At 58.9% G+C, this 19,304-nt stretch carries 21 protein-coding genes; 12 read left to right on the top strand and 9 right to left on the bottom strand.

All coding sequences use genetic code 11. The features are described from left to right. Positions 1-89: 89 nt before the first annotated feature. Together RBH10_RS14090 and RBH10_RS14085 are read right to left on the bottom strand one after the other, a co-directional pair. Positions 90-527, bottom strand: a complete 438-nt coding sequence (locus RBH10_RS14090; protein ID WP_281036793.1) for a DUF1489 family protein — start codon at positions 525-527, stop codon at positions 90-92. Positions 528-592: 65 nt separating this feature from the next. Beyond that, on the bottom strand, positions 593-1,996 hold the full coding sequence (locus RBH10_RS14085; protein WP_281036794.1) for an L-serine ammonia-lyase: 1,404 nt from the start codon (positions 1,994-1,996) through the stop codon (positions 593-595). 655 nt (positions 1,997-2,651) lie between these two features. On the opposite strand from RBH10_RS14085, the gene RBH10_RS14080 reads away from it, so the two are divergent. Next, the gene (locus RBH10_RS14080; protein WP_281036795.1) at positions 2,652-3,002 is read left to right on the top strand and encodes a hypothetical protein; all 351 of its coding nucleotides are present in this window, start codon (positions 2,652-2,654) and stop codon (positions 3,000-3,002) included. Between the two features lies 1 nt (position 3,003). Here the strand turns inward: RBH10_RS14080 and RBH10_RS14075 are convergent, their stop codons facing one another. Then, positions 3,004-3,771, bottom strand: a complete 768-nt coding sequence (locus tag RBH10_RS14075) for a phosphodiester glycosidase family protein (protein WP_372339787.1) — start codon at positions 3,769-3,771, stop codon at positions 3,004-3,006. 120 nt (positions 3,772-3,891) lie between these two features. Continuing rightward, entirely contained in the window at positions 3,892-4,053 is a 162-nt protein-coding gene (locus RBH10_RS14070) for an entericidin A/B family lipoprotein (RefSeq protein WP_045017305.1), read from the bottom strand. A 192-nt stretch (positions 4,054-4,245) separates the two neighbouring features. Between RBH10_RS14070 and RBH10_RS14065 the strand changes: the two genes are divergently transcribed. Both RBH10_RS14065 and RBH10_RS14060 read left to right on the top strand, forming a co-directional pair. After that, positions 4,246-5,022 carry a formyl transferase gene (locus RBH10_RS14065; RefSeq protein ID WP_281037378.1) on the top strand — a complete coding sequence of 259 codons (777 nt, stop codon included), beginning with the start codon at positions 4,246-4,248 and terminating at the stop codon, positions 5,020-5,022. 101 nt (positions 5,023-5,123) lie between these two features. Then, on the top strand, positions 5,124-6,044 hold the full coding sequence (locus RBH10_RS14060; protein ID WP_281036796.1) for a methylenetetrahydrofolate reductase: 921 nt from the start codon (positions 5,124-5,126) through the stop codon (positions 6,042-6,044). A 66-nt stretch (positions 6,045-6,110) separates the two neighbouring features. Here RBH10_RS14060 and RBH10_RS14055 read toward each other — a convergent pair whose 3' ends face one another. Further along, positions 6,111-7,049, bottom strand: a complete 939-nt coding sequence (locus tag RBH10_RS14055; protein ID WP_281036797.1) for a LysR family transcriptional regulator — start codon at positions 7,047-7,049, stop codon at positions 6,111-6,113. 239 nt (positions 7,050-7,288) lie between these two features. On the opposite strand from RBH10_RS14055, the gene RBH10_RS14050 reads away from it, so the two are divergent. Both RBH10_RS14050 and RBH10_RS24890 read left to right on the top strand, forming a co-directional pair. Then, positions 7,289-7,507: a hypothetical protein gene (locus RBH10_RS14050; RefSeq protein WP_281036798.1), complete on the top strand. Its 219-nt coding sequence runs from the start codon at positions 7,289-7,291 to the stop codon at positions 7,505-7,507. 271 nt (positions 7,508-7,778) lie between these two features. Then, positions 7,779-8,816, top strand: coding sequence for a GlxA family transcriptional regulator (locus tag RBH10_RS24890; protein ID WP_045017299.1), 1,038 nt, complete (start codon positions 7,779-7,781; stop codon positions 8,814-8,816). Between the two features lie 190 nt (positions 8,817-9,006). Here RBH10_RS24890 and RBH10_RS14035 read toward each other — a convergent pair whose 3' ends face one another. After that, complete coding sequence (locus tag RBH10_RS14035) at positions 9,007-10,482, bottom strand: NAD(P)H-hydrate dehydratase (protein WP_281036799.1); 1,476 nt, start codon at positions 10,480-10,482, stop codon at positions 9,007-9,009. Continuing rightward, positions 10,479-10,751 carry a hypothetical protein gene (locus RBH10_RS14030; protein WP_281036800.1) on the bottom strand — a complete coding sequence of 91 codons (273 nt, stop codon included), beginning with the start codon at positions 10,749-10,751 and terminating at the stop codon, positions 10,479-10,481. The genes RBH10_RS14035 and RBH10_RS14030 overlap by 4 nt, the downstream gene beginning before the upstream one ends. Before the next feature lie 89 nt (positions 10,752-10,840). Between RBH10_RS14030 and RBH10_RS14025 the strand changes: the two genes are divergently transcribed. From RBH10_RS14025 to hspQ, 4 genes are all read left to right on the top strand, one after another. Beyond that, positions 10,841-11,179, top strand: coding sequence for a P-II family nitrogen regulator (locus RBH10_RS14025; protein WP_003508042.1), 339 nt, complete (start codon positions 10,841-10,843; stop codon positions 11,177-11,179). 74 nt (positions 11,180-11,253) lie between these two features. Further along, positions 11,254-12,663: a type I glutamate--ammonia ligase gene (gene glnA, locus RBH10_RS14020; protein ID WP_003495537.1), complete on the top strand. Its 1,410-nt coding sequence runs from the start codon at positions 11,254-11,256 to the stop codon at positions 12,661-12,663. A gap of 99 nt (positions 12,664-12,762) precedes the next feature. Then, entirely contained in the window at positions 12,763-13,683 is a 921-nt protein-coding gene (locus RBH10_RS14015; RefSeq protein WP_281036801.1) for a DMT family transporter, read from the top strand. A gap of 90 nt (positions 13,684-13,773) precedes the next feature. Further along, positions 13,774-14,103, top strand: coding sequence for a heat shock protein HspQ (hspQ, locus tag RBH10_RS14010; RefSeq protein WP_045017293.1), 330 nt, complete (start codon positions 13,774-13,776; stop codon positions 14,101-14,103). Positions 14,104-14,198: 95 nt separating this feature from the next. Here hspQ and RBH10_RS14005 read toward each other — a convergent pair whose 3' ends face one another. Further along, positions 14,199-14,852 (bottom strand): invasion associated locus B family protein, encoded by a 654-nt coding sequence (locus RBH10_RS14005; RefSeq protein ID WP_045017292.1) that lies wholly within the window; start codon positions 14,850-14,852, stop codon positions 14,199-14,201. Between the two features lie 307 nt (positions 14,853-15,159). Here RBH10_RS14005 and RBH10_RS14000 point away from each other — a divergent pair, with 307 nt between their 5' ends. The 3 genes from RBH10_RS14000 to RBH10_RS13990 are packed head-to-tail and all read left to right on the top strand — an operon-like array spanning position 15,160 to position 18,708. After that, positions 15,160-17,007: an extracellular solute-binding protein gene (locus RBH10_RS14000; RefSeq protein WP_281036802.1), complete on the top strand. Its 1,848-nt coding sequence runs from the start codon at positions 15,160-15,162 to the stop codon at positions 17,005-17,007. A gap of 39 nt (positions 17,008-17,046) precedes the next feature. Next, on the top strand, positions 17,047-17,715 hold the full coding sequence (locus RBH10_RS13995) for a DsbA family oxidoreductase (RefSeq protein WP_281036803.1): 669 nt from the start codon (positions 17,047-17,049) through the stop codon (positions 17,713-17,715). Between the two features lie 51 nt (positions 17,716-17,766). After that, on the top strand, positions 17,767-18,708 hold the full coding sequence (locus tag RBH10_RS13990) for a DMT family transporter (RefSeq protein WP_281036804.1): 942 nt from the start codon (positions 17,767-17,769) through the stop codon (positions 18,706-18,708). Positions 18,709-18,755: 47 nt separating this feature from the next. Here the strand turns inward: RBH10_RS13990 and RBH10_RS13985 are convergent, their stop codons facing one another. Beyond that, a complete protein-coding gene (locus RBH10_RS13985) occupies positions 18,756-19,094 on the bottom strand; it encodes a hypothetical protein (RefSeq protein WP_281036805.1) in 339 nt (112 codons plus the stop codon). Positions 19,095-19,304: the final 210 nt, after the last annotated feature.

Below are 19,304 nucleotides of genomic sequence, written 5' to 3'. Positions count from 1 at the left end.
GCCAACCAAGCGAAATACCGTCTCCCCAAATGAAAAAGCCGGCTCCGCAGGGAAGCCGGCTTTTTCATTTTCATCAAATCCGTTGACGGTCAGAGCAGACCAAGCTCGGCCAGTTCCCGCTTGAGGTCAGAAGGCATCTCCTCGCCGCCGAAATCGCCGCCACCGAGATCGCGCGGAGCTTCGTTGTCCTTGAGGTAACGCCAGCCCTGAAACGGCCGTTTCGGCGCAGGCGAGGTCTCGATCACCTCAGGGCCGAGAATGAGATCGCAGCGGGAAATACCGTCTTCTCCCTTGAAGGAGCGGACATCGAGAAGTTTCTGCCGCGCCTGCACCTGCCCCTTGATGACCCAATAGAGCGAACCGCCTTCCAGCAATTCTTCAACTCGTTTGGGAAGCATCCGGGTGGTGTGCACGCTGTGCGGCTCAAGGCCGGCGGCCATTGCGGTCAGCGAGCGCTGGGCGACCCAGTCTCTCAAATCCTGGAGTGAATCTGCACCGACGCAAAGTTTTATAAGATGTAGAGGCATATGCTTATCAATGCCTTTTTGCGGCGGGCGTCAAGCATGTGGACCATGCCTGCCGCCCTGCCCGCTCAGCATTCCACAACGTTGACGGCAAGACCGCCGGTGGAGGTTTCCTTGTATTTCTCGCTCATGTCGTTGCCGGTCTGGCGCATGGTTTCGATACAGGCGTCGAGCGGCACGAAATGCTGGCCGTCGCCCTTCAGCGCCAGCGAGGCCGCCGTCACCGCTTTCACGGCACCCAGCGCATTGCGTTCGATGCAGGGCACCTGCACCAGACCGGCGATCGGATCGCAGGTCATGCCAAGATGATGCTCGAGCGCGATTTCGGCGGCGTTTTCAATCTGCTCGGGCGATCCGCCCATGACGGCGGCAAGGCCTGCTGCCGCCATCGCAGCAGCGGACCCAACCTCGCCCTGACAGCCGACCTCAGCACCCGAAATGGAGGCATTGTGCTTGATGATGCCGCCGATGGCAGCAGCCGTCAGCAGGAAATCACGCACGTCGTCAACGGTCGCCTCCTCGTGGAAATGCCGGAAATACCTGACCGTTGCCGGAACGACGCCTGCCGCACCATTGGTCGGCGCGGTAACGACGCGCCCACCGGCGGCGTTTTCCTCGTTCACGGCCATGGCGTAGACGCTGAGCCAGTCATTCGCCATGACAGGGTTCAGCCGGTTGCTGCGCCACTCCTCATTCAGCTTCTCATAGATGGAACGGGCACGGCGGCGCACCTTCAGGCCACCCGGCATGATGCCGTCCACCTTTAACCCCCGCTCGATGCAGCCGTTCATCGCTTCCCAGATCTGGTCGAGCCGCTCGTTCAGTTCGTCGCGGGAGATCACCGTTTCTTCGTTGGCGCGTTTCATCTGGGCAATGGTGCGGCCGGAGCGGCCCGCCATCTCAAGCATTTCCCGCGCCGTGGCGAAAGGATAAGGCACGCGCGGACCGTTATCGATGGTCTTGCCGCGCTGCTTGATCGCCTCCAGTTCCGTATCGGTGACAACGAAACCGCCGCCGACGGAATAATAGATGCGCTTGAGGAGCAGCCTGCCCTGATTGTCGAAGGCGGAGAAGGTCATGCCGTTGGCATGGCCCGGCAACGGGTTCTTCTTGTCGAAGACCAGATCTTCGGCCGGACGGAACTCATAGGAAGGATGGCCGGGCGGCGACACGGTGCCAGCCTTTTCAACCTTTTCAATGATGGGGTCCATGGCATCGGGATCGACAAGGTCCGGCCGCTCGCCCGTCAGGCCGAGAATAACCGCACGCCCGGTGCCATGGCCGATGCCGGTGAAAGCGAGAGACCCGTGCAGGCTGACCTTCAGGCGCGACACGGAAGCACCCGCCGGACGCGGCCATTCATCGGAGAGGATCAGCGCGAGAAAGCGGTTCGCCGCCGTCATCGGCCCCATCGTATGGGAGCTCGAAGGACCGATACCGATCTTGAAGACGTCGAAAACCGAAAGAAACATGAGGTTTACCCTGAATAATGATGGATTCCGTCGCCATCATATCCAAAGCCGGGACGGATCGCCACAAAAGAGCGTCAGCGGTTTGCGCAGCTGCGACATATGGGTCGCAGAAACGAAAACAGCACGGTTTCCAAAGGAAAACCGCGCCGTTTCAAAACCCGTCAATTCAGGAGAAGTGCTTATGGGCTGCCAAAAATGTACGTCAATGCGAGAAATGCGGCAAAGCCTGCAAGTGCGCGTATGGTGACGCCCCAGCAGGATTTCTGAGCGGTTTCTTCCATGATTACTCCAGCTATTCACTCTCCGGGCGATCTTCAAGACCCGGCCCGTGGAGGAAGCATTTATTAAAATCCGGGAGAGAACGCAAATGCAAAAAGCGGCTAAATGAAGGCGTTTTTGACGGGCTGCCATTCGCCAAATGCATAGGTGCGTGAAAAAACAAGGCGTTAGAACGGGGCTTCCCGATTGCCGTTTTTGCCGCTCGCCGCAATTTGAACTAAAGTGTAACCGGTTTATGAAGGTTTCGCACAAACGCCTGTTGAAAACCGCCCTGCCCAGCACGTCAGGGTCGAATTTCCGCGCCCGGACTGTTGCGCCTTGAAAGCCTGTCGCCTCTGCCTTATCGACAGAGAACGGCAACGGGGTTCGTCATTACATGCAGCAGGCATCATCCTTTCCCGATCGCGAGACGGTCGCATCGAAACTGGCTTCGCTTACAAGCGAGGACAAGGCATGGGTGCTGCTTTTGATGGAAAACGTGTCGCAGGATGAAAACCTGCTGGCCGGCCTCAATCTCTATCTCGACCAGCAGGCCAATGCCCCTTTCCTCAACAGCCTGAAACTGGAAGCGGCCGGCGAATGGCTCGGCAGCAACGCCCCTGCCCGCCTGCAGATCCGCATCACTGAAACGGCCAAGGCCAGCCAGCATCCCGCCTATCTTGCCTTCCGCAAGGGGCTGACGGCGTCGGCAGGTCTCGAAAAAGCCTACCCCAGGGCGCCGATCTGACCTAGTCCGGCACCCTGTCGACAACGGCGATGATCGGCCCCATGGGAAACAGCGAGTCCCGCCTGTTCATCGCGGGAATGTCGACGCTGGAAATCGTGCCGTCGAGATAAAGCGCATTGGGCGCATCCAGCACATCCCTGAACAGCGTAGCGAAATCGTAGAAGCGCACGGTGTTTTCCGAAATGGCAAAATGCACCACGCCGTCGCGGGAAACGCCGACGCCGTTGCGGCGCTTCAGGCTGTCGCTGTCGGGCAAAAATCGCGGATGCAGCTTTCCGTCGATCACCAGCATCGGCCCGGACTGGGTGGCGAAATCCGGTTTCAACCCGGCAGAGAGATAGGCCTGCGTTTCCAACACGCCGGCCGTTGCCCCCGTCAGATAAAACACGCCATTCGGCAGCAGATGAAAATTGCCCCAGCCGCCACCCGTGCTGATCTGCGAACGTTCGACGCCGTTTTCAATAAACAGGCCAACGGGCGAATAGTCGGAATGGTACATGCCGCCATTCATGGCGAAGACGCTGAACATGTGCTGCCGCCACAGCGCGGAAGACAAATCGGAAAAGGAGCGATATCCCTGACCAGAGACATGATCGCGGTCGTAAATCCGGATCGTGCTTTTTGCCGGATCGAAACTGCAGACGGTATAACGCCCGCCCGCATGCTCCATGGTTTTGCAGAAATCCGCCTGTCCACCCGCCTCAGCCGAAAACGGCAACAGCAATGGCAGCAGCAATCTCACCAGTCTTTTCATCGACAGCCCGTTCATGCCTTCTCGCTCGCATAGATGGTGCGATTCTTACAACATGAACTTTGACGGTGAAATCAGGTCAAAGAAAAGGCATCACCCCTTCATTCAGGGTGACGCCAGACCTTGGAGGGGAGATATTTAGCGACGCGCAGCGCGGTCTACGCTGCGACCTGCGTCTTGCGTTGCGTTGACTGCATTTGCCGTATCCCGGCCAACACCGCGAATGGTGTTGCCGCAGGAACTCAAGGTCACGACGGTCAGCAAGGCCACGAAAACGGTCGAAAGAATGCGTGTGATCATTTGAAACAACTCCCCTATGACTTGCCGTCCAAAGGCAAGCGCCGATGTGATATGCGTCACAATAACGTGAGCCTAAAAAATCGGTTCCATCGGCGTTTCAAAAAATCCCGTCGGTGAAAATTAACATGGTTTTGAAGTTCGCAAGGGAAACTCGGGCGCAGGGATCATGATTGGGAAAATCGTGTGGGTGACATGACTGAGATAAACAATCGGCTACTGGTAATGACGGCGGGCGGCCTGAACCCGAATGTCATGATCAATGCGCTGGCCGCCCGGTTTCCGGATATCCATGTCTTTGTCGAGCAACCGGAAAGCAAATCGGCGGTCCTGAAGCGACGGGCGCGGCGGCTCGGCTGGATTGCGGCCGCAGGCCAGATGGCAACGATGGTCGCCTCGCGGCTCGGCAAACGCTTCACGGTTCGCAGAACCAATGAGATCATCGCCGAACATGGCCTCTCTCCCGATCTGGATCACGCCGTTCCCATCACGCAGGTTGCCTCGTTGAACGATGAGGAATGCCATGCGGCGGCAAACCGGCTGCAGCCGGCGGCGATCTTCACCATTTCCTGCCGCCTGCTGACACCGGCGACACTTCAGGCCCTGCAATGCCCGGTCATCAATTTCCACGCCGGCATCAATCCCGCCTATCGCGGCCAGATGGGCGGTTATTGGGCGCTGGTGGAAAAGGATCGCGGCAATTTCGGCGCAACCGTGCATCTGGTCGACAGGGGCGTGGATACCGGCGCCACCCTTTACGAAAAGCGGCTGAAACCCTCGCCTTCCGATACGATTGCCACCTACCCGCTGCTTTTAACCGCAGCCTCGGTCGATATTGCGGTCAGCGCCATCGAGGACGCCCTTTCCGGCAGCCTAGCGCCGCAACCGCCTTTGCCCGGAAAATCCGTGCTGCGGTTTCCGCCGGCGATCTGGACATGGTTGTGGAACGGCCTGACCAAACGCGTCTGGTGAGAGGAAAGCGGTAATCCCGCGCCGAATATGAAGCCAAGCTTCGTCGCAGATGCAGGGCTGTCTTGCCGCAACAGGCAAAGACTTGGGCAAAAAACCGGTGCATGATAAGAAAAAGGACCAAATACAAATTGCCCGATATCTCTACCTCTCCCGCCATTGCCGCCTCCATTGAAGCCTCGCCCGCGCAGGTGCTCGGTCCGGCAAGCCTCGCCGGTCTCTTCCCGCAGGGTGTGCGTGTCTATCTGACCGATACGGGACAGGCCTCGCAGGAGAGGCTCGTTGATGCCGCCAAACACCTTCGCGATCTCGGCTACACGCCGGTGCCGCATCTTGCGGCGCGGCGCATATCCTCCCGCACGGAATTTGAGGAACAGGTAAAGCGGTTGGCAGGCGAAGCGGACGTATCGGATGTGCTGGTGGTTGGCGGCGGCGTTGCCAAGCCGGCCGGTCCCTTCGCATCCAGCATGGATATGCTGTCGACCGGCATTTTCGATCGCTGCGGTATAAATCACATCGCAATCGCCGGCCACCCCGAAGGTAGCCCCGATTTCAGCGAGGAGACGGCAATCGCCGCCTTGAAGCTGAAACGCGATTTTGCGCAAAGAAGCGATGCGGCAATGCGCGTCGTCACCCAGTTCGGCTTCGACCCCGCCCGCTTCATCACCTGGGCGGAAGGGCTTGCAGCCTCCGGTATCGATCTGCCGGTGCATATCGGCGTTTCCGGCCCGGCCAGGATCACGACGCTGCTGAAATATGCAGCACTCTGCGGCGTCGGCAACTCCATCGCCTATCTGAAGAAGAATGCACTCTCCCTGACGACGCTGGCCAAGGGCCATTCACCGGAAAGCGTTGTCAGACCGATCGAACGGCACTGGCAGGTAAATCCGGCAGGGCCGATCCGGCAGATCCACGTTTTCCCCTTTGGCGGATTGCAGAACTCGGCCGACTGGCTGGTTGGTCGTGGAAGCTGGCAGACAAACGAGACCGACTGTTCGGCAACGCTGGGCACGGTAGCGGTCTAAGACCCACCTTTGCCTGTGGCGCGACGGACGCTCGCCGTCGCGCATTCCCGTTATTGACGCGTTATCTCAGGCCGCCTTGGCGACTTCGACAAAGGCATTGCGGATGCTTTCGGCGACCGCAAGGATCGGGCGCGAGGGTCTTTCAGCCGTGATCAACCGAATATCGAAGGCGCCGAGTTCCGGCAGGCCTTCCTTGTCGCCGAGAATAACCATGTCGTTCTGCACATAGGAGCGTGGCAGGGGTGCGATGGCAAGGTCGGCAGCAATCGCCGCGCGCTGCGCCATGGTATGACCGCTGAGATAGGCCACCCGGAAATTGCGCCCGCGCTTTTCAAGCGAGTTGATCGCTTCCGAACGCCAGATGCAGCCCTCTTCCCAGATCGATATGGGCAGCGGATCGCGCAGATAGGCTGTGCCGCATTTCGCACCCGCCCAGACGAGACGTTCGCGCATCAGCACCTCGCCCGTATCCCTCAGCGGATGCGACGCACAGTTGACCAGCGCCAGATCAAGCCGCCGTTCGTCCATGCGCTTGTAGAGATTGGAACTGGAATCGATCGTGACATCGATCATGATGCCGGGGAAAACCTCGGCAAAACGCTTGAGAATACCCGGCAGCAAACCACGCTCGCCAATATCCTCCGGCGCACCGAGGCGAACGACGCCGGAAAGTTCGGGCATGACGAAACGCGATACGGCCTCGTTTGAAAGCGCGATCATCCGGCGCGCATAGGTCAGAAGCGTTTCACCATGCGCCGTCAACGTCACCGAGCGGGCATCGCGCAGGAACAGGGTCGTCTTCAACTGTTCCTCGAGTTTCTTGATCTGCATGGAAACGGCTGACGGCGTTCTGAACACCACCTCAGCTGCGGTAGAGAAATTTCCCGTTTCCGCAATCGCGACGAAGGTTCTCAATATGTCGTTATCCAGCAACGGCAAAGGTTGGCGGAAAGTCACGGTCATGGCACGCACCTTCAAATATTTTGATTTATAGATGGATATCATTTCGTTTGATTGATTGTCAACAAGCGCGCACCATCCGGGACATCGAATGACAGGGCGATCAGGGCCTCGTCGGAGTGAAGCGCCGGCCCCTCGTGGGCAAGCAGGAAGCCCGGCAGGCAGCGAAAGTAAGTCATTCCTAAAATTGATGAATGATATGAAATTCATTCTCTTGTTTGATGCGATATGTAAGCGCATACCGAAGTCGCAAACAGGATCGTGGTTCAGGAAAGGATCAAGACATGACCATGATACATTATCTTCCGACAGCGAACCGCTCGTCGCTCCGTCCCTCCTCCGGCAGCTGGCTCAACCGCCTGTCCGGCCAGATTTCCGCTCTCCACACCTCATGGCAGCGCGCAAGGATGCTCCGCGCGCTGGAAGCATTGCCACCTGAAACATTGAAGGACATCGGATGGCCGACGACAGACAGCAACCGTACGCGCTTCATCCACAAATGATGCCCGGCCCATGGCTCGCAACCGTTTCAAGACTTGCGAGCCATCCCCGCCGATCCACAAACGCCCCGGCATAGGCGTAAAATGACCTGCCTGTTTTACATGCGACAAAACGCCTTTTTAAAAGGCTTGTCGCAAATTTTGCATATTTCAAAAGCTATTTTTTGACAGCCCCGATTCCACGGCGTATTTTTCGTTAAAGATGTCGCAAGCAGGACATCCAGAAGACCGATTCCAAGGGAGGAATTGCGTATTCGCAACGGAGCACGGGCAAATGAGCAAAAACTCCCAGAAGAAACGCTCAATCGTCTTTTTTCTCATTCCGCAATTTACCATGCTGCCATTCGCCGCAGCTGTAGAAACGCTTCGCATCGCCAACCGCATGCTGGGCTATCAGGCTTACGAATGGCGCATCTCCTCGCTCGATGGCCAGAAGGTCATGTCATCAAGCGGCATCTGTCTTGAGGTCGACACCTGTCTTGCCGATGAGCGCCGATATGTCAGCGGTGAAAACCGTGCTGAAATGGCGATCATCTGTTCGGGCATCGATGTCGACCAGCACATCAACAAGTCAGTCAATGCCTGGCTGCGCGAGGCCTATAATCGCGGCATCGCCATCGGCAGCCTCTGTACCGCCGCACATATCCTTGCGCAGGCCGGTCTGCTTAACGGCAAACGTTGCGCAATCCACTGGGAGAACCTGCCGGGTTTTTCCGAAGCCTTTCCGCAGGTGGAAGTTTATGCCGATCTCTTCGAGGTCGACAGCAACATCTACACCTGCGCCGGCGGCACCGCCTCGCTCGACATGATGCTGAGCCTGATCGGTCAGGATTTCGGTGAAAACCTTGTCAACCGCGTCTGCGAGCAGCAACTGACGGACCGGGTCCGCAGCCCTAATGACCGCCAGCGCCTGCCGCTGCGCGCCCGCCTCGGCGTCCAGAACAGCAAGGTCCTGTCGATCATCGAATTGATGGAAGGTAACCTCGCCGAGCCGTTGTCGCTGCTCGACATTGCCGATGCTGCCGATCTGTCGCGCCGGCAGGTGGAGCGCCTGTTCAGGCAGGAAATGGGCCGCTCACCCGCCCGCTATTATCTTGAAATCCGCCTCGACCGCGCCCGCCACCTGCTCGTGCAATCGGCCATGCCGGTGGTCGAGGTCGCCGTCGCCTGCGGTTTCGTCTCCGCCTCGCATTTCTCCAAGTGTTATCGGGAAATCTACAATCGCACCCCGCAACAGGAACGCGCGGAACGCAAACTTCTGATCAGCGCGTCGCGAATGGCGATGGCGAGCCAGGGCAAAGCCGCGCACTGAAAACGCGGCTTTGAAACGTCTCAGGCGCTTTAGAGGCCGCAACACCTCCTCCGTCATGCCGGACTTGATCCGGCATCCAGCCACGACGGGTCTGCGCCGTGAGACGAGTCTTACGCGATCAAAGACTTGATCGCACTGGACCCCGGATCAAGTCCGGGGTGACGGCGTGCGGATACACACCACCCCAAATTCACGAAAACGGCCGCACCGCATGGGCAAGATCCTCCGCCGTCATGCCCGCACCTGCCCTGCTGCCGGCCTCGCCATGCAGCCAGACGCCGGCGGCGGCCGCCTCGAAGGCGGGTGCGCCCTGGGCAAGCAGCGCGCCGATGATACCGGCCAGCACATCACCCGATCCAGCAGTCGCAAGGCTCGCAGGCGCGTTGCTGTTGACCAGCGCCCGGCCGTCCGGCGCGGCGATCACCGTGTCCGCGCCCTTGTAGACCAGCACTGCGCCGCTGCGCACTGAAGCAACCTGCGCCTTCTCGATCTTGCTCAGCGCCGCATCAGCGGCGAGATCGGGAAACAGTCGCGCAAACTCGCCCTCATGTGGCGTCAGCACGAATTTCCCCGTGCCTGACGTCAGCCGGTCGAACAGGGTGTCCGGGCGATCCTTAAAAGCGGTAATGGCATCGGCATCCAGCACAACGGCCCTGTCGCCGAGCAAGGACACAAATTGCCGCGCCTTTTCGAGATCGCCAAAACCGGGGCCGAGAACGAAAGTGCCGTGGCGCCTGTCGTCCAGCCAGCGCTGCAGGTCGTCGGCATTATCAAGAGCCGTACTCATCACCGCCGTCAGCGTCACCGAAAGCACGTCGAGCGCTTCTTTCGGGGCAGCGACGGTGACGATGCCCGCGCCCGCCTTCAGCGCCGAAAGCGCCGTCATGCGGCTTGCCCCTGTCGCATGCGGCGGGCCGGAAAAGACGGTCAGGTGCCCGCGTCGGAATTTATGCGTTTCCATGTCCGAACGCGGCAAGGCATCACGCCAGACGAGCGGGTCGTTTTCCGCAACCGACCCCGCATGAGCGGCTAGAATGCGGGAGGGAATGCCGATATCGAAAACCTCAAGCGCCCCGCACAGTTCCCGCCCCGGTATCAGCAGATGGCCGGGTTTGCGTGCCATGAACGTCACCGTCCGCTCCGCCTTGAACGACGCGCCGAGAGGCACGCCCCTTCGGCCGCAGAGACCGGACGGCAGATCAACGGCGAGCACCGGCACATCAGCCTGCTTCACCGCATCGATCACCCGGTGAAGCTCCGCAGGAATATCGCGGGATAATCCGGCCCCGAAAACCGCGTCTATCACCACATCGCCGGCCATGGCCGTGTAATCGCCAAGCGGCAGGGGCGTCACTCCGCTTCGCTCGAAAGCCGTCCGTGCATCGCCCTTGAGCGCCGTGACATCGCCAAGATGGTGAACCTTAACAGCCGCCCCGCTTTGCAACAGCACACGCGCCGCCACGTAACCATCACCGCCATTATTGCCACCGCCGCAGAGCACGACGAAACGCAGCGCTTCCGGATAGTGGCGGAGGACCGAGGCGGCGACCGCCTGCCCCGCCCGCTCCATCAGATCATAAAGGGGAATGCCGGATTGGCCGGCTGCCGCATCGATGCGGGCCATCGCAACAGGGTCGATCAGAAGGAGATGCAATAGGGATTTCATGGCGCGATCATCCCTTCAAAACGCCGGAAAGGCAATCGATACAAAAATAAGCAAATAGCGACGGCGAAATAATAATCAAATGCATAAAATATAAACAAACCAACAAAGCGGCGCCCGCGCATTCTCAAACATTCAAAACAACTAAAATAAGGAAAACCGACAGAATTGATGACGGATTTTTTGGATTTTGGCGAGAAATTGGCTGGAAATCCACAAAAAGCGAACGCATTTTGTGTCGGAAAGCCGGGCAAGCGAAGTTTTTTCTTCAAGCCCGCTTCCGATCTGGCACAATACGTGCATTCTTGTGGCAGAGCGGGAATTACCTGCTTTAACGGGAGAAGCGGAGAGATATTTTCTCATGAAAAAGATCGAAGCGATCATTAAGCCTTTCAAGCTCGACGAAGTGAAGGAAGCCCTTCAGGAAGTCGGACTTCAGGGAATCACGGTCACGGAAGCAAAAGGCTTTGGTCGTCAGAAGGGCCACACGGAACTCTACCGCGGAGCAGAGTACGTCGTGGACTTTTTGCCGAAAGTGAAAGTCGAAGTCGTACTGGCGGACGAAAATGCGGAAGCCGTCATCGAGGCAATCCGCAATGCGGCGCAGACCGGACGTATCGGCGACGGAAAGATTTTCGTTTCCAATATCGAGGAAGTCATCCGCATCCGTACCGGTGAAACAGGCGTGGACGCCATATAATCGGAACCAGGTCCTGAGCCGGGGAGGCTCAGGTTTTTCACCTCGTCACCACCACACTCAAGGAAAACGTTTAAATGACGACCGCAAACGATATCTTGAAGCAGATCAAAGATAACGACATCAAGTTCGTGGACCTGCGCTTTACCGATCCCAAGGGCAAGCTGCAGCATGTCACCATGGATGTTGTCTGCGTTGACGAAGACATGTTCGCCGATGGCGTCATGTTCGACGGCTCCTCGATCGCCGGCTGGAAGGCCATCAACGAGTCCGACATGGTGCTGATGCCCGATCCGGCAACTGCCCATACCGATCCGTTCTTCGCCCAGTCCACCCTCGTCATCCTCTGCGACATTCTCGACCCGGTTTCCGGCGAAGCCTATAACCGCGACCCGCGCGGCACCGCCAAGAAGGCCGAAGCCTACCTCAAGGCCTCCGGTATCGGCGACACGGTTTTCGTCGGCCCCGAGCCTGAATTCTTCGTCTTCGACGACGTGAAGTACAAGGCAGACCCCTACAACACCGGCTTCAAGCTGGACTCGTCGGAACTGCCGTCCAACGACGACACGGATTATGAAACCGGCAACCTCGGCCACCGTCCGCGCGTCAAGGGTGGTTACTTCCCGGTTCCCCCGATCGACAGCCTGCAGGACATGCGCTCCGAAATGCTGACGGTCCTGTCCGAAATGGGCGTCGTCGTCGAAAAGCACCACCACGAAGTGGCTGCCGCACAGCACGAACTGGGCGTGAAGTTCGACACGCTGGTTTCCAGCGCCGACAAGATGCAGATCTACAAGTACGTTGTGCACCAGGTCGCCAACGCCTATGGCAAGACGGCAACCTTCATGCCGAAGCCGATCTTCGGCGACAACGGCTCGGGCATGCACGTTCACCAGTCGATCTGGAAGGGCGGCAAGCCGACCTTTGCTGGCGACGAATATGCGGGCCTCTCCGAGAACTGCCTGTATTACATCGGCGGCATCATCAAGCACGCCAAGGCCATCAACGCCTTCACCAACCCTACCACCAACTCCTACAAGCGTCTGGTGCCGGGTTATGAAGCGCCGGTTCTGCTGGCCTATTCGGCCCGCAACCGTTCCGCATCGTGCCGCATTCCCTTCGGCTCCAACCCGAAGGCAAAGCGCGTCGAAGTCCGCTTCCCGGACCCGACCCAGAACCCCTATCTCGGTTTTGCAGCGATGCTGATGGCCGGCCTCGACGGCATCAAGAACAAGATCCACCCCGGCAAGCCGATGGACAAGGACCTTTACGACCTTCCTGCAAAGGAACTGAAGAAGATCCCGACCGTCTGCGGCTCGCTGCGCGAAGCGCTGGAAAGCCTCGACAAGGATCGCAAGTTCCTGACCGCCGGCGGCGTGTTCGACGACGACCAGATCGACTCGTTCATCGAGCTGAAGATGCAGGAAGTCATGCGTTTCGAAATGACCCCGCATCCCGTCGAATTCGACATGTACTACTCGGCCTGATCGGCATTCGGGACGCCTTTCGAGGCGTCCCTTCCCGCCCGGCGGTTTTCCCCAGGAAAGCCGCCGTTTTCTTTTGATGCCCAGCCATAATCACGGACAATGTCGATCAAGCCAGCCTCTCAGCAAACGCGCCTCACGGACTGGCTCATCTTTCTGGCGGTACCGTTCTTTTTCTCCAGCAACGTCATTTTCGGCCGCGGCGTCGTCGGCGAAGTCTCGCCCTTCATCGCCGCCTTCATCCGCTGGATGGGATCGACCCTCATCATCATCCCCTTCATGATCGCGGATTGGCGCAACTGCCTTGCTTTCGTGCGCCGGAAAACGCTGCTCTGGCTCGTTCTCGGCATTCTCGGCATGGGCATCTGCGGCGGTGTGGTCTATTGGGGCCTCACCATGACGACGGCCGCCAACGGCACGCTGATCTACACGACGTCGTCACTGTTCATCATCCTGTTCCAGCGCATCTTTCAGGGCCGCCCCATCCGAAAGCTCGAAGTGCTGGGCATGGTCATCGCTTTTGCGGGCGTGGCGGCGATTGTGCTCAAGGGCGACATTTCCGCTCTCTGGCAGCTGAAATTCAACATCGGCGATTTCGCCATTCTGACGGCGGCGATCGCCTTTGCGATCTATTCGGTGCTGCTACGCGATCCGACAGCGCGGCAGATGGCCTCCCTCAGCCTTTTCGGCCTGATCGCCTTCTCCGGCGCGCTGGTGCTGTTGCCGCCAGCCGCGCTGGAACTGGCACATGGCGGCCTGCTGCCTGCCACCCCGATGGCCTGGGCGAAGATCGGCGGCATCATCCTGTTCGCCTCGCTGCTCGCCTTTTATTGCTTCACCCATACGGTGCGCGTTTTCGGCCCCGCCACGGCCGGCATCACGCTTTACATGATGCCGCCGGTCTCGATCGTCATGGCCACGCTTTTCCTCGGTGAGACCTTTGAAACCTATCACGCCATCGGCATCGTGCTGGTTACGGGCGGTGTCGTCATCGCCACGGCGCCGATCGGCCGCAAGGCCTAGAGCGCCAAACGGCAGAATGGGCCAGATACCGCTAGCCCTTGATATTTCCCGTTCCGCACCCAACTATTAGTGGGAAAGGAAGTTCATGCCATGAAACAAAGAGACGCAAAATTCACGCTTGGCGAGATCGTCCGCCACAAGGTGTTTCCGTTCCGCGGTGTGGTCATCGACGTGGACCCGGAATATGCCAATACCGAGGAGTGGTGGAACGCCATCCCTGCGGAAATCAGGCCGGATCGCGACCAGCCCTTCTATCATCTTCTGGCCGAAAACGAGGAGACGGAATACGTCGCCTATGTTTCCGAACAGAACCTCGTTCACGATGAAAGCGAGACGCCGCTCCGAAACCCGAATATCGGCCGCCTGTTCGACAAGGCACCGAACGGGGACTGGCGTCCGAAGATATCGATGGCCCACTAAACAGCGGTCACGAGGATTACCCTCGCCTATCCCGAGACATAAAAAAAACCGGTCTGTTGCCAGACCGGTTTTTTGTTTTTGATGTAATGCGGCGATCAGGGCTTCGGCGCGCTCTTGGCGGCGTCCTGAGCGGCTTCCAGCTTCTTGCGAGCTTCTTCCGCCTTCTTCTGCATGCCTTCCTGCAGGCTGCGCTGGCTTTCGGCGAGCTGCGACTGGGAGATAGCCGCACCGTCATAAGCACCCGTGAAACCGGAGAGCGCGATCTTGATGGGGTTCGGCGCGCGACGGAAGTTGATCGAGGTGAAGACGATCTCGTTGCCCTTCTTCAGCGACGCAATCATGGCGTCCGTCAGCGGAACTTCGGCCGTGCACTTGTCGGGAAGGCAAACGGCGTAATCGAGCTTCTGGCCCTTGCCGCCGTCGATCTGCATCATCACACCCGGAGGGATGAGACGTGCGGTCGGAACGGAAACCTGGAGCAGCTTGCGGTTGACCTTGCCTTCGACGGTGATGAGGCCAACGGCAGTGATCATCTGGCCATTCTGGGCAAGAACCACGTTCTGCACGACGCAGACATCGTTGTCTTCCTGCTTGGAGCAGGTCTTGAACCAGCCGAGCGGCGGAGCGCCAGCGCCCTGATTGGCGGGAGCATCCTGTGCCTGCGAGATGGCCGGAGCGGAAACCGCGCCCAGGGAAAGAACGAGAGCGGACAGAGCTGTCCGGGTGAATGTGTTTGCCTTTTGCATCATAAGAGTTCCGTCTCCTGAATGTCTGCCAGAACAGAACCGCGGGTCCTGCTCGCCGATGGCGGTATCCTTCTGCCCGTTCAACTGTCGTTTAAATGAGGCAAATGCGTGACCCGTCTCTTCCGGCCACCCTGTTACATGCCGTTCGCGGCGATATCCAGCACTTCTTTAACTTTTTCTTGAGCGAACCCAAGATTTCCCGCCCTCGCATGGGTCCCGCCATGGGCTTGTGCTACATATTTGCCAGAATCACGACGGAAAAGCCGTTCACGACGATAAATTGGACGGGCAGTTGAGACAGGATAGTGACATGCGTAACCTTGCGGCCCTCATACCCGCATTGTTTCTTTGGGGATCGGCCCTGCTTTCCCCGGAAATCGCCGTGGCGCAGCCGCTTCACGCCATTTCCATGCACGGCACGCCGGCGCTTCCGGCCGACTTCCGGCATTTTCCCTATGTCAATCCGGACGTGAAGAAAGGCGGTCGCATCTCCTACGGCGTCGTCGGCACCTTTGATAGCCTCAACCCCTTCGTTCTCAAGGGAATGCGCACCACCGCGCGCGGCGTCTGGGACCCGGAATTCGGCAATCTTCTCTACGAACCGCTGATGCAGCGTTCGAGCGACGAGCCTTTCAGCCTTTACGGCCTGCTTGCCGAAACGGTGGAGTGGGATGAGGAACGCACCTTCACCCAGTTCAACATCAATCCAAAGGCCAAATGGTCGGACGGCGAACCGGTGACGCCCGACGACGTGATCTTCACCTTCAATCTCCTGAAAGAAAAAGGCCGCCCGCCCTTCAACAGCCGTCTCGATGGCGTGGCGAAGATGGAAAAAATCGGCGATCACGGCGTCCGTTTCACCTTCAACGACAGGGCGAACCGCGAAACGCCGCTCATTCTCGCCTCCTCCACCCCGATTTTGCCGAAACACGCGATCGATCCGGAAAAATTCGAGCAGGCGGGCCTCGGCGCGGTCGTTGGCTCGGGTCCATACCGAATCAAGACGTTGCGTCCGGGCGAGCGAATCATCTGGGAGCGGAACCCGGATTATTGGGGCAAGGATATCCCGAGCAAGGTCGGCTTCGAGAATTACGACGAGATCAGCGTCACCTATTTCCTCCAGGTCACCACCATGTTCGAGGCCTTCAAGAAGGGCGATATCGACATCTACCCCGAAGGCGACGCCATCAACGGCACCTCCGATACCTCCCATTGGGGACAGGCCTACAACTTCCCCGCCGTCCATCGCGGCGATATCGTCAAGGACGTTTTCCAGCCGCGCCTGCCATCGGGCATGTTCGGGCTGGTGTTCAACACCCGCCGCGCGGTCTTTGCCGACGAAAAGGTGCGCGAAGGCTTGTCCTATGCACTCGATTTCGAGTGGATGAACAAGAACATTCTCGGCGGCGCCTTCAAGCGCACGCAGAGCTACTGGCAGAATTCCGCGCTCGGCGCCTATGGTAATGCCGCAGATGAGCGCGAACTCGCTCTGCTTGGCGATGCTGCCAAGACCATGCCGCCGGAACTATTGGCGGGAACCTATGCCCTGCCGACCACCGACGGCACCGGCGCGGACCGCAAGGTTCTGAAACTGGCCGTCGATAAGCTGAAAGAGGCCGGGTACAGCATCAAGAATGGCAAAATGTCCGATGCCAACGGCCGCCAGCTCGCATTCGAGATCATGACGCAGAACCCAGCGCAGGAACGCATAGCGCTTGCCTATCAGCGGTCGCTGAACCTGATCGGCGTCGCCATGGGCATCCGCTCGGTTGACGACGGCCAATATCAGGCCCGCTCCAACAGCTTCGATTACGACATGATCATCCGCTCGCTGCCTTCCTCGCTCTCGCCGGGGGCCGAGCAGCTTAATCGCTGGAGTTCGCTGTCGCGGGATGCGCAGGGCAGCTTCAACTATGCGGGTGCTGCCAGCCCCGACATAGACCGCATGATCGAGGCCCTGTTGCAGGCCCGCTCGACGGAAGATTTTCAGGCGGCTGTGCGCGGTTATGACCGCCTGCTGGTTGCCGGGCACTATGTCATTCCGCTCTACTACATCGGCGCGCAATGGATAGCGCGCTGGAAATATATCGACCGCCCGGATATGACCCCGATATCAGGCAATCAGAAACAGACCTGGTGGGATGCGCGGGCGCAATAACCCGCCCCTGCCCGGTCCAAGACAACGGAAGATAAAGCCATGGAACGCATCGTTATCGACGTCGTATCGGATATGGTCTGCCCCTGGTGCTATCTGGGCAAAGCAAGGCTCGATCTTGCCATTGCCGAGGTGCAGGACGAAATCAGCGTTGACGTGAACTGGCGGCCTTACCGCCTCAATCCGGACTACCCGCCGGAAGGTGTCGACCAGAAGGCTGCTCTCGAAGAAAAGCTCGGCAAGGAGCGCCTCGAACAGGCGCACGCCACTTTGGTGCAGCTCGGCAAGGAAGTCGGCATCCACTACGATTTTGATGCGATCAAGATCGGTCCGAACACGCTCGACGCGCACCGCCTGTCGCTCTGGGCGCATTCCGAAGGCCGCGACGTTCAGGAAAAGATCGTCACCGGCCTGTTCAAGGCGAATTTCGAGGAAGGCCGCAATATCGGCGATCATGCCGTGCTGATCGATATTGCCGAAAAGGCTGGCATGGACGCCAAGGTGGTGGCACGGCTTCTGGCATCGGATGCGGACAAGGACACGGTCATCGCCGAAATTGATGCAGCGCAGCAAATGGGCGTTTCCGGTGTGCCGTTTTTCATCGTCGACCAGAAATACGCCATCAGCGGTGCGCAAACGCCTGACGTATTAATTGCTGCACTGCGGGATATTGCAAAAATGAAGGCGGACGAGCATAAGTCGATGAACTGACGGTCGAACCACCGACAGCTGCCCTAACCGAAAAACTGTTGGTGTTTTCCCGTGTCCGACCAGACCCTGAAAGGCATTCTGCTTGCCTTCGCCGCCTTCGCTGCCTACGCATGGAGCGACGCAAGCGTTAAACTCATAGAAGGCCAGATTTCGCCGATCGAATCGGCCTTCTTCGGCGCCATGTTCGGGCTTGTCGCCCTGCCCCTCATCCGCAAGCGCAACGACCGCTGGATGGACATCGTCAAGACGACGAACCGCCCGCTCTGGCTCATCCGCTTTTTTGCCTCCGGCATCGGGGCGGTCGGCAGCGTCACCGCCTTCACCCATCTTTCCATGGCAGAGGCCTTCGCGCTGATCTTCCTGCTGCCTTCCTTCGTCACCATCATGTCGGTGGTGTTCTTGAAGGAACAGGTCGGCATCAAACGCTGGTCGGCGGTCATCATCGGCTTTGTCGGCGTGCTGATCATCCTGCGGCCCGGCTTCCGTGAACTGGGCATCGGCCACCTCGGCGCTATCCTCGGTGGTTTAAGCGGCGCACTGTCCATCGTGATCTTCCGCGCCATGGGGCCGTCGGAAAAAAACGTCTCGCTTTATGGCGCGGGCGTGCTGGGCTGTCTGGCGATCAGCGGCCTTGCGATGATCCCCACCTTCGCGATGCCAAGCGGCGAACAATGGCTGCTTCTCGCCGGTTACGGCCTTCTCGGCGCAGTTGGCAACGTGCTGGTCATGTATGCCGCCCGCTATGCCCCGGCCGCCATGATCGGACCGACGCAATATAGCCAGATGCTCTGGGCCATCCTGTTCGGTTACCTGATCTTCGGCGATAGCATCGATAGCTGGATGCTGGTCGGCATAGCCCTCATCGTCGGCTCCGGCCTTCTGACGCTCATCCGTGAAAAGCAGCGAAAAGTGCCGATGCCGGCCTCCATCGCCGCCACCGACCAGAATGTCGCCGTCGGCATCACGCCGGAAGACGCGCCGCGAACCATTTAAAACCAGGGCGCATTCTTCCGTCGCTATTTTGGTTTGTCCGCGAAGGATCAGTAGCAGACACGCGCGCGGTACATATCGCCCCAGCTATTCTGCCGCCAGACGACATGGCAGCTTGGATATGCCGGCTGATAGATCACCGGAGGGCCGTAAACCGGCGGACCGTAAAAAGGCTCGCCATAATAAGGGCCGCCATAGGAATGCCGCGCCCCGGCGATGATGGCGCCGCCGATAATCGCTCCGGCGATACCTGCGGCAATACCGGCGCCGCCATGCCCATGTCCGAAATGACCGCGTGCTTCCGCCTGGCTGGTGGTGGCAATTGTGGTGCCCGCAATTGTCAAAGCAACCAGACCTGCGGAGACGAACCTGTTCATCCTGGTCCACATTGTCTTGCTCCTTCGTCTTCCGGCTGCGCGTGATAGTTAAGCGCAGCACAGGACAGGAAAACAAGACTACGCCCGCCGACGCTACCGGCGCATGTCCATTTCATTACATCCCTGTAATGTTTGCAGGGGCCGGTAGGTCCGGTAAAGCAAGACGGATGTTGGACCCTTCCATTTTCGTTTGTCTGGGCGTGCTTTAGGTGTTGGCTTTCC

Origin of the sequence: Rhizobium sp. AN73 (assembly GCF_030757975.1) — a bacterium.
In the GTDB taxonomy this organism is placed as follows: Bacteria; Pseudomonadota; Alphaproteobacteria; order Rhizobiales; family Rhizobiaceae; genus Agrobacterium; species Agrobacterium arsenijevicii.
The sequence above is the reverse complement of the archived record's forward strand: the minus strand, read 5'-3'. Positions and strand labels throughout refer to the sequence as shown.

Coding starts and splice junctions, on each gene's coding strand:
- RBH10_RS14090 (WP_281036793.1), bottom strand. CDS start 527: ATGCCTCTACATCTTATAAAACTTTGCGTCGGTGCAGATTCACTCCAG.
- RBH10_RS14085 (WP_281036794.1), bottom strand. CDS start 1,996: ATGTTTCTTTCGGTTTTCGACGTCTTCAAGATCGGTATCGGTCCTTCG.
- RBH10_RS14080 (WP_281036795.1), top strand. CDS start 2,652: ATGCAGCAGGCATCATCCTTTCCCGATCGCGAGACGGTCGCATCGAAA.
- RBH10_RS14075 (WP_372339787.1), bottom strand. CDS start 3,771: ATGAACGGGCTGTCGATGAAAAGACTGGTGAGATTGCTGCTGCCATTG.
- RBH10_RS14070 (WP_045017305.1), bottom strand. CDS start 4,053: ATGATCACACGCATTCTTTCGACCGTTTTCGTGGCCTTGCTGACCGTC.
- RBH10_RS14065 (WP_281037378.1), top strand. CDS start 4,246: ATGACTGAGATAAACAATCGGCTACTGGTAATGACGGCGGGCGGCCTG.
- RBH10_RS14060 (WP_281036796.1), top strand. CDS start 5,124: ATGATAAGAAAAAGGACCAAATACAAATTGCCCGATATCTCTACCTCT.
- RBH10_RS14055 (WP_281036797.1), bottom strand. CDS start 7,049: ATGATATCCATCTATAAATCAAAATATTTGAAGGTGCGTGCCATGACC.
- RBH10_RS14050 (WP_281036798.1), top strand. CDS start 7,289: ATGACCATGATACATTATCTTCCGACAGCGAACCGCTCGTCGCTCCGT.
- RBH10_RS24890 (WP_045017299.1), top strand. CDS start 7,779: ATGAGCAAAAACTCCCAGAAGAAACGCTCAATCGTCTTTTTTCTCATT.
- RBH10_RS14035 (WP_281036799.1), bottom strand. CDS start 10,482: ATGAAATCCCTATTGCATCTCCTTCTGATCGACCCTGTTGCGATGGCC.
- RBH10_RS14025 (WP_003508042.1), top strand. CDS start 10,841: ATGAAAAAGATCGAAGCGATCATTAAGCCTTTCAAGCTCGACGAAGTG.
- glnA (WP_003495537.1), top strand. CDS start 11,254: ATGACGACCGCAAACGATATCTTGAAGCAGATCAAAGATAACGACATC.
- RBH10_RS14015 (WP_281036801.1), top strand. CDS start 12,763: ATGTCGATCAAGCCAGCCTCTCAGCAAACGCGCCTCACGGACTGGCTC.
- hspQ (WP_045017293.1), top strand. CDS start 13,774: ATGAAACAAAGAGACGCAAAATTCACGCTTGGCGAGATCGTCCGCCAC.
- RBH10_RS14005 (WP_045017292.1), bottom strand. CDS start 14,852: ATGATGCAAAAGGCAAACACATTCACCCGGACAGCTCTGTCCGCTCTC.
- RBH10_RS14000 (WP_281036802.1), top strand. CDS start 15,160: ATGCGTAACCTTGCGGCCCTCATACCCGCATTGTTTCTTTGGGGATCG.
- RBH10_RS13995 (WP_281036803.1), top strand. CDS start 17,047: ATGGAACGCATCGTTATCGACGTCGTATCGGATATGGTCTGCCCCTGG.
- RBH10_RS13985 (WP_281036805.1), bottom strand. CDS start 19,094: ATGTGGACCAGGATGAACAGGTTCGTCTCCGCAGGTCTGGTTGCTTTG.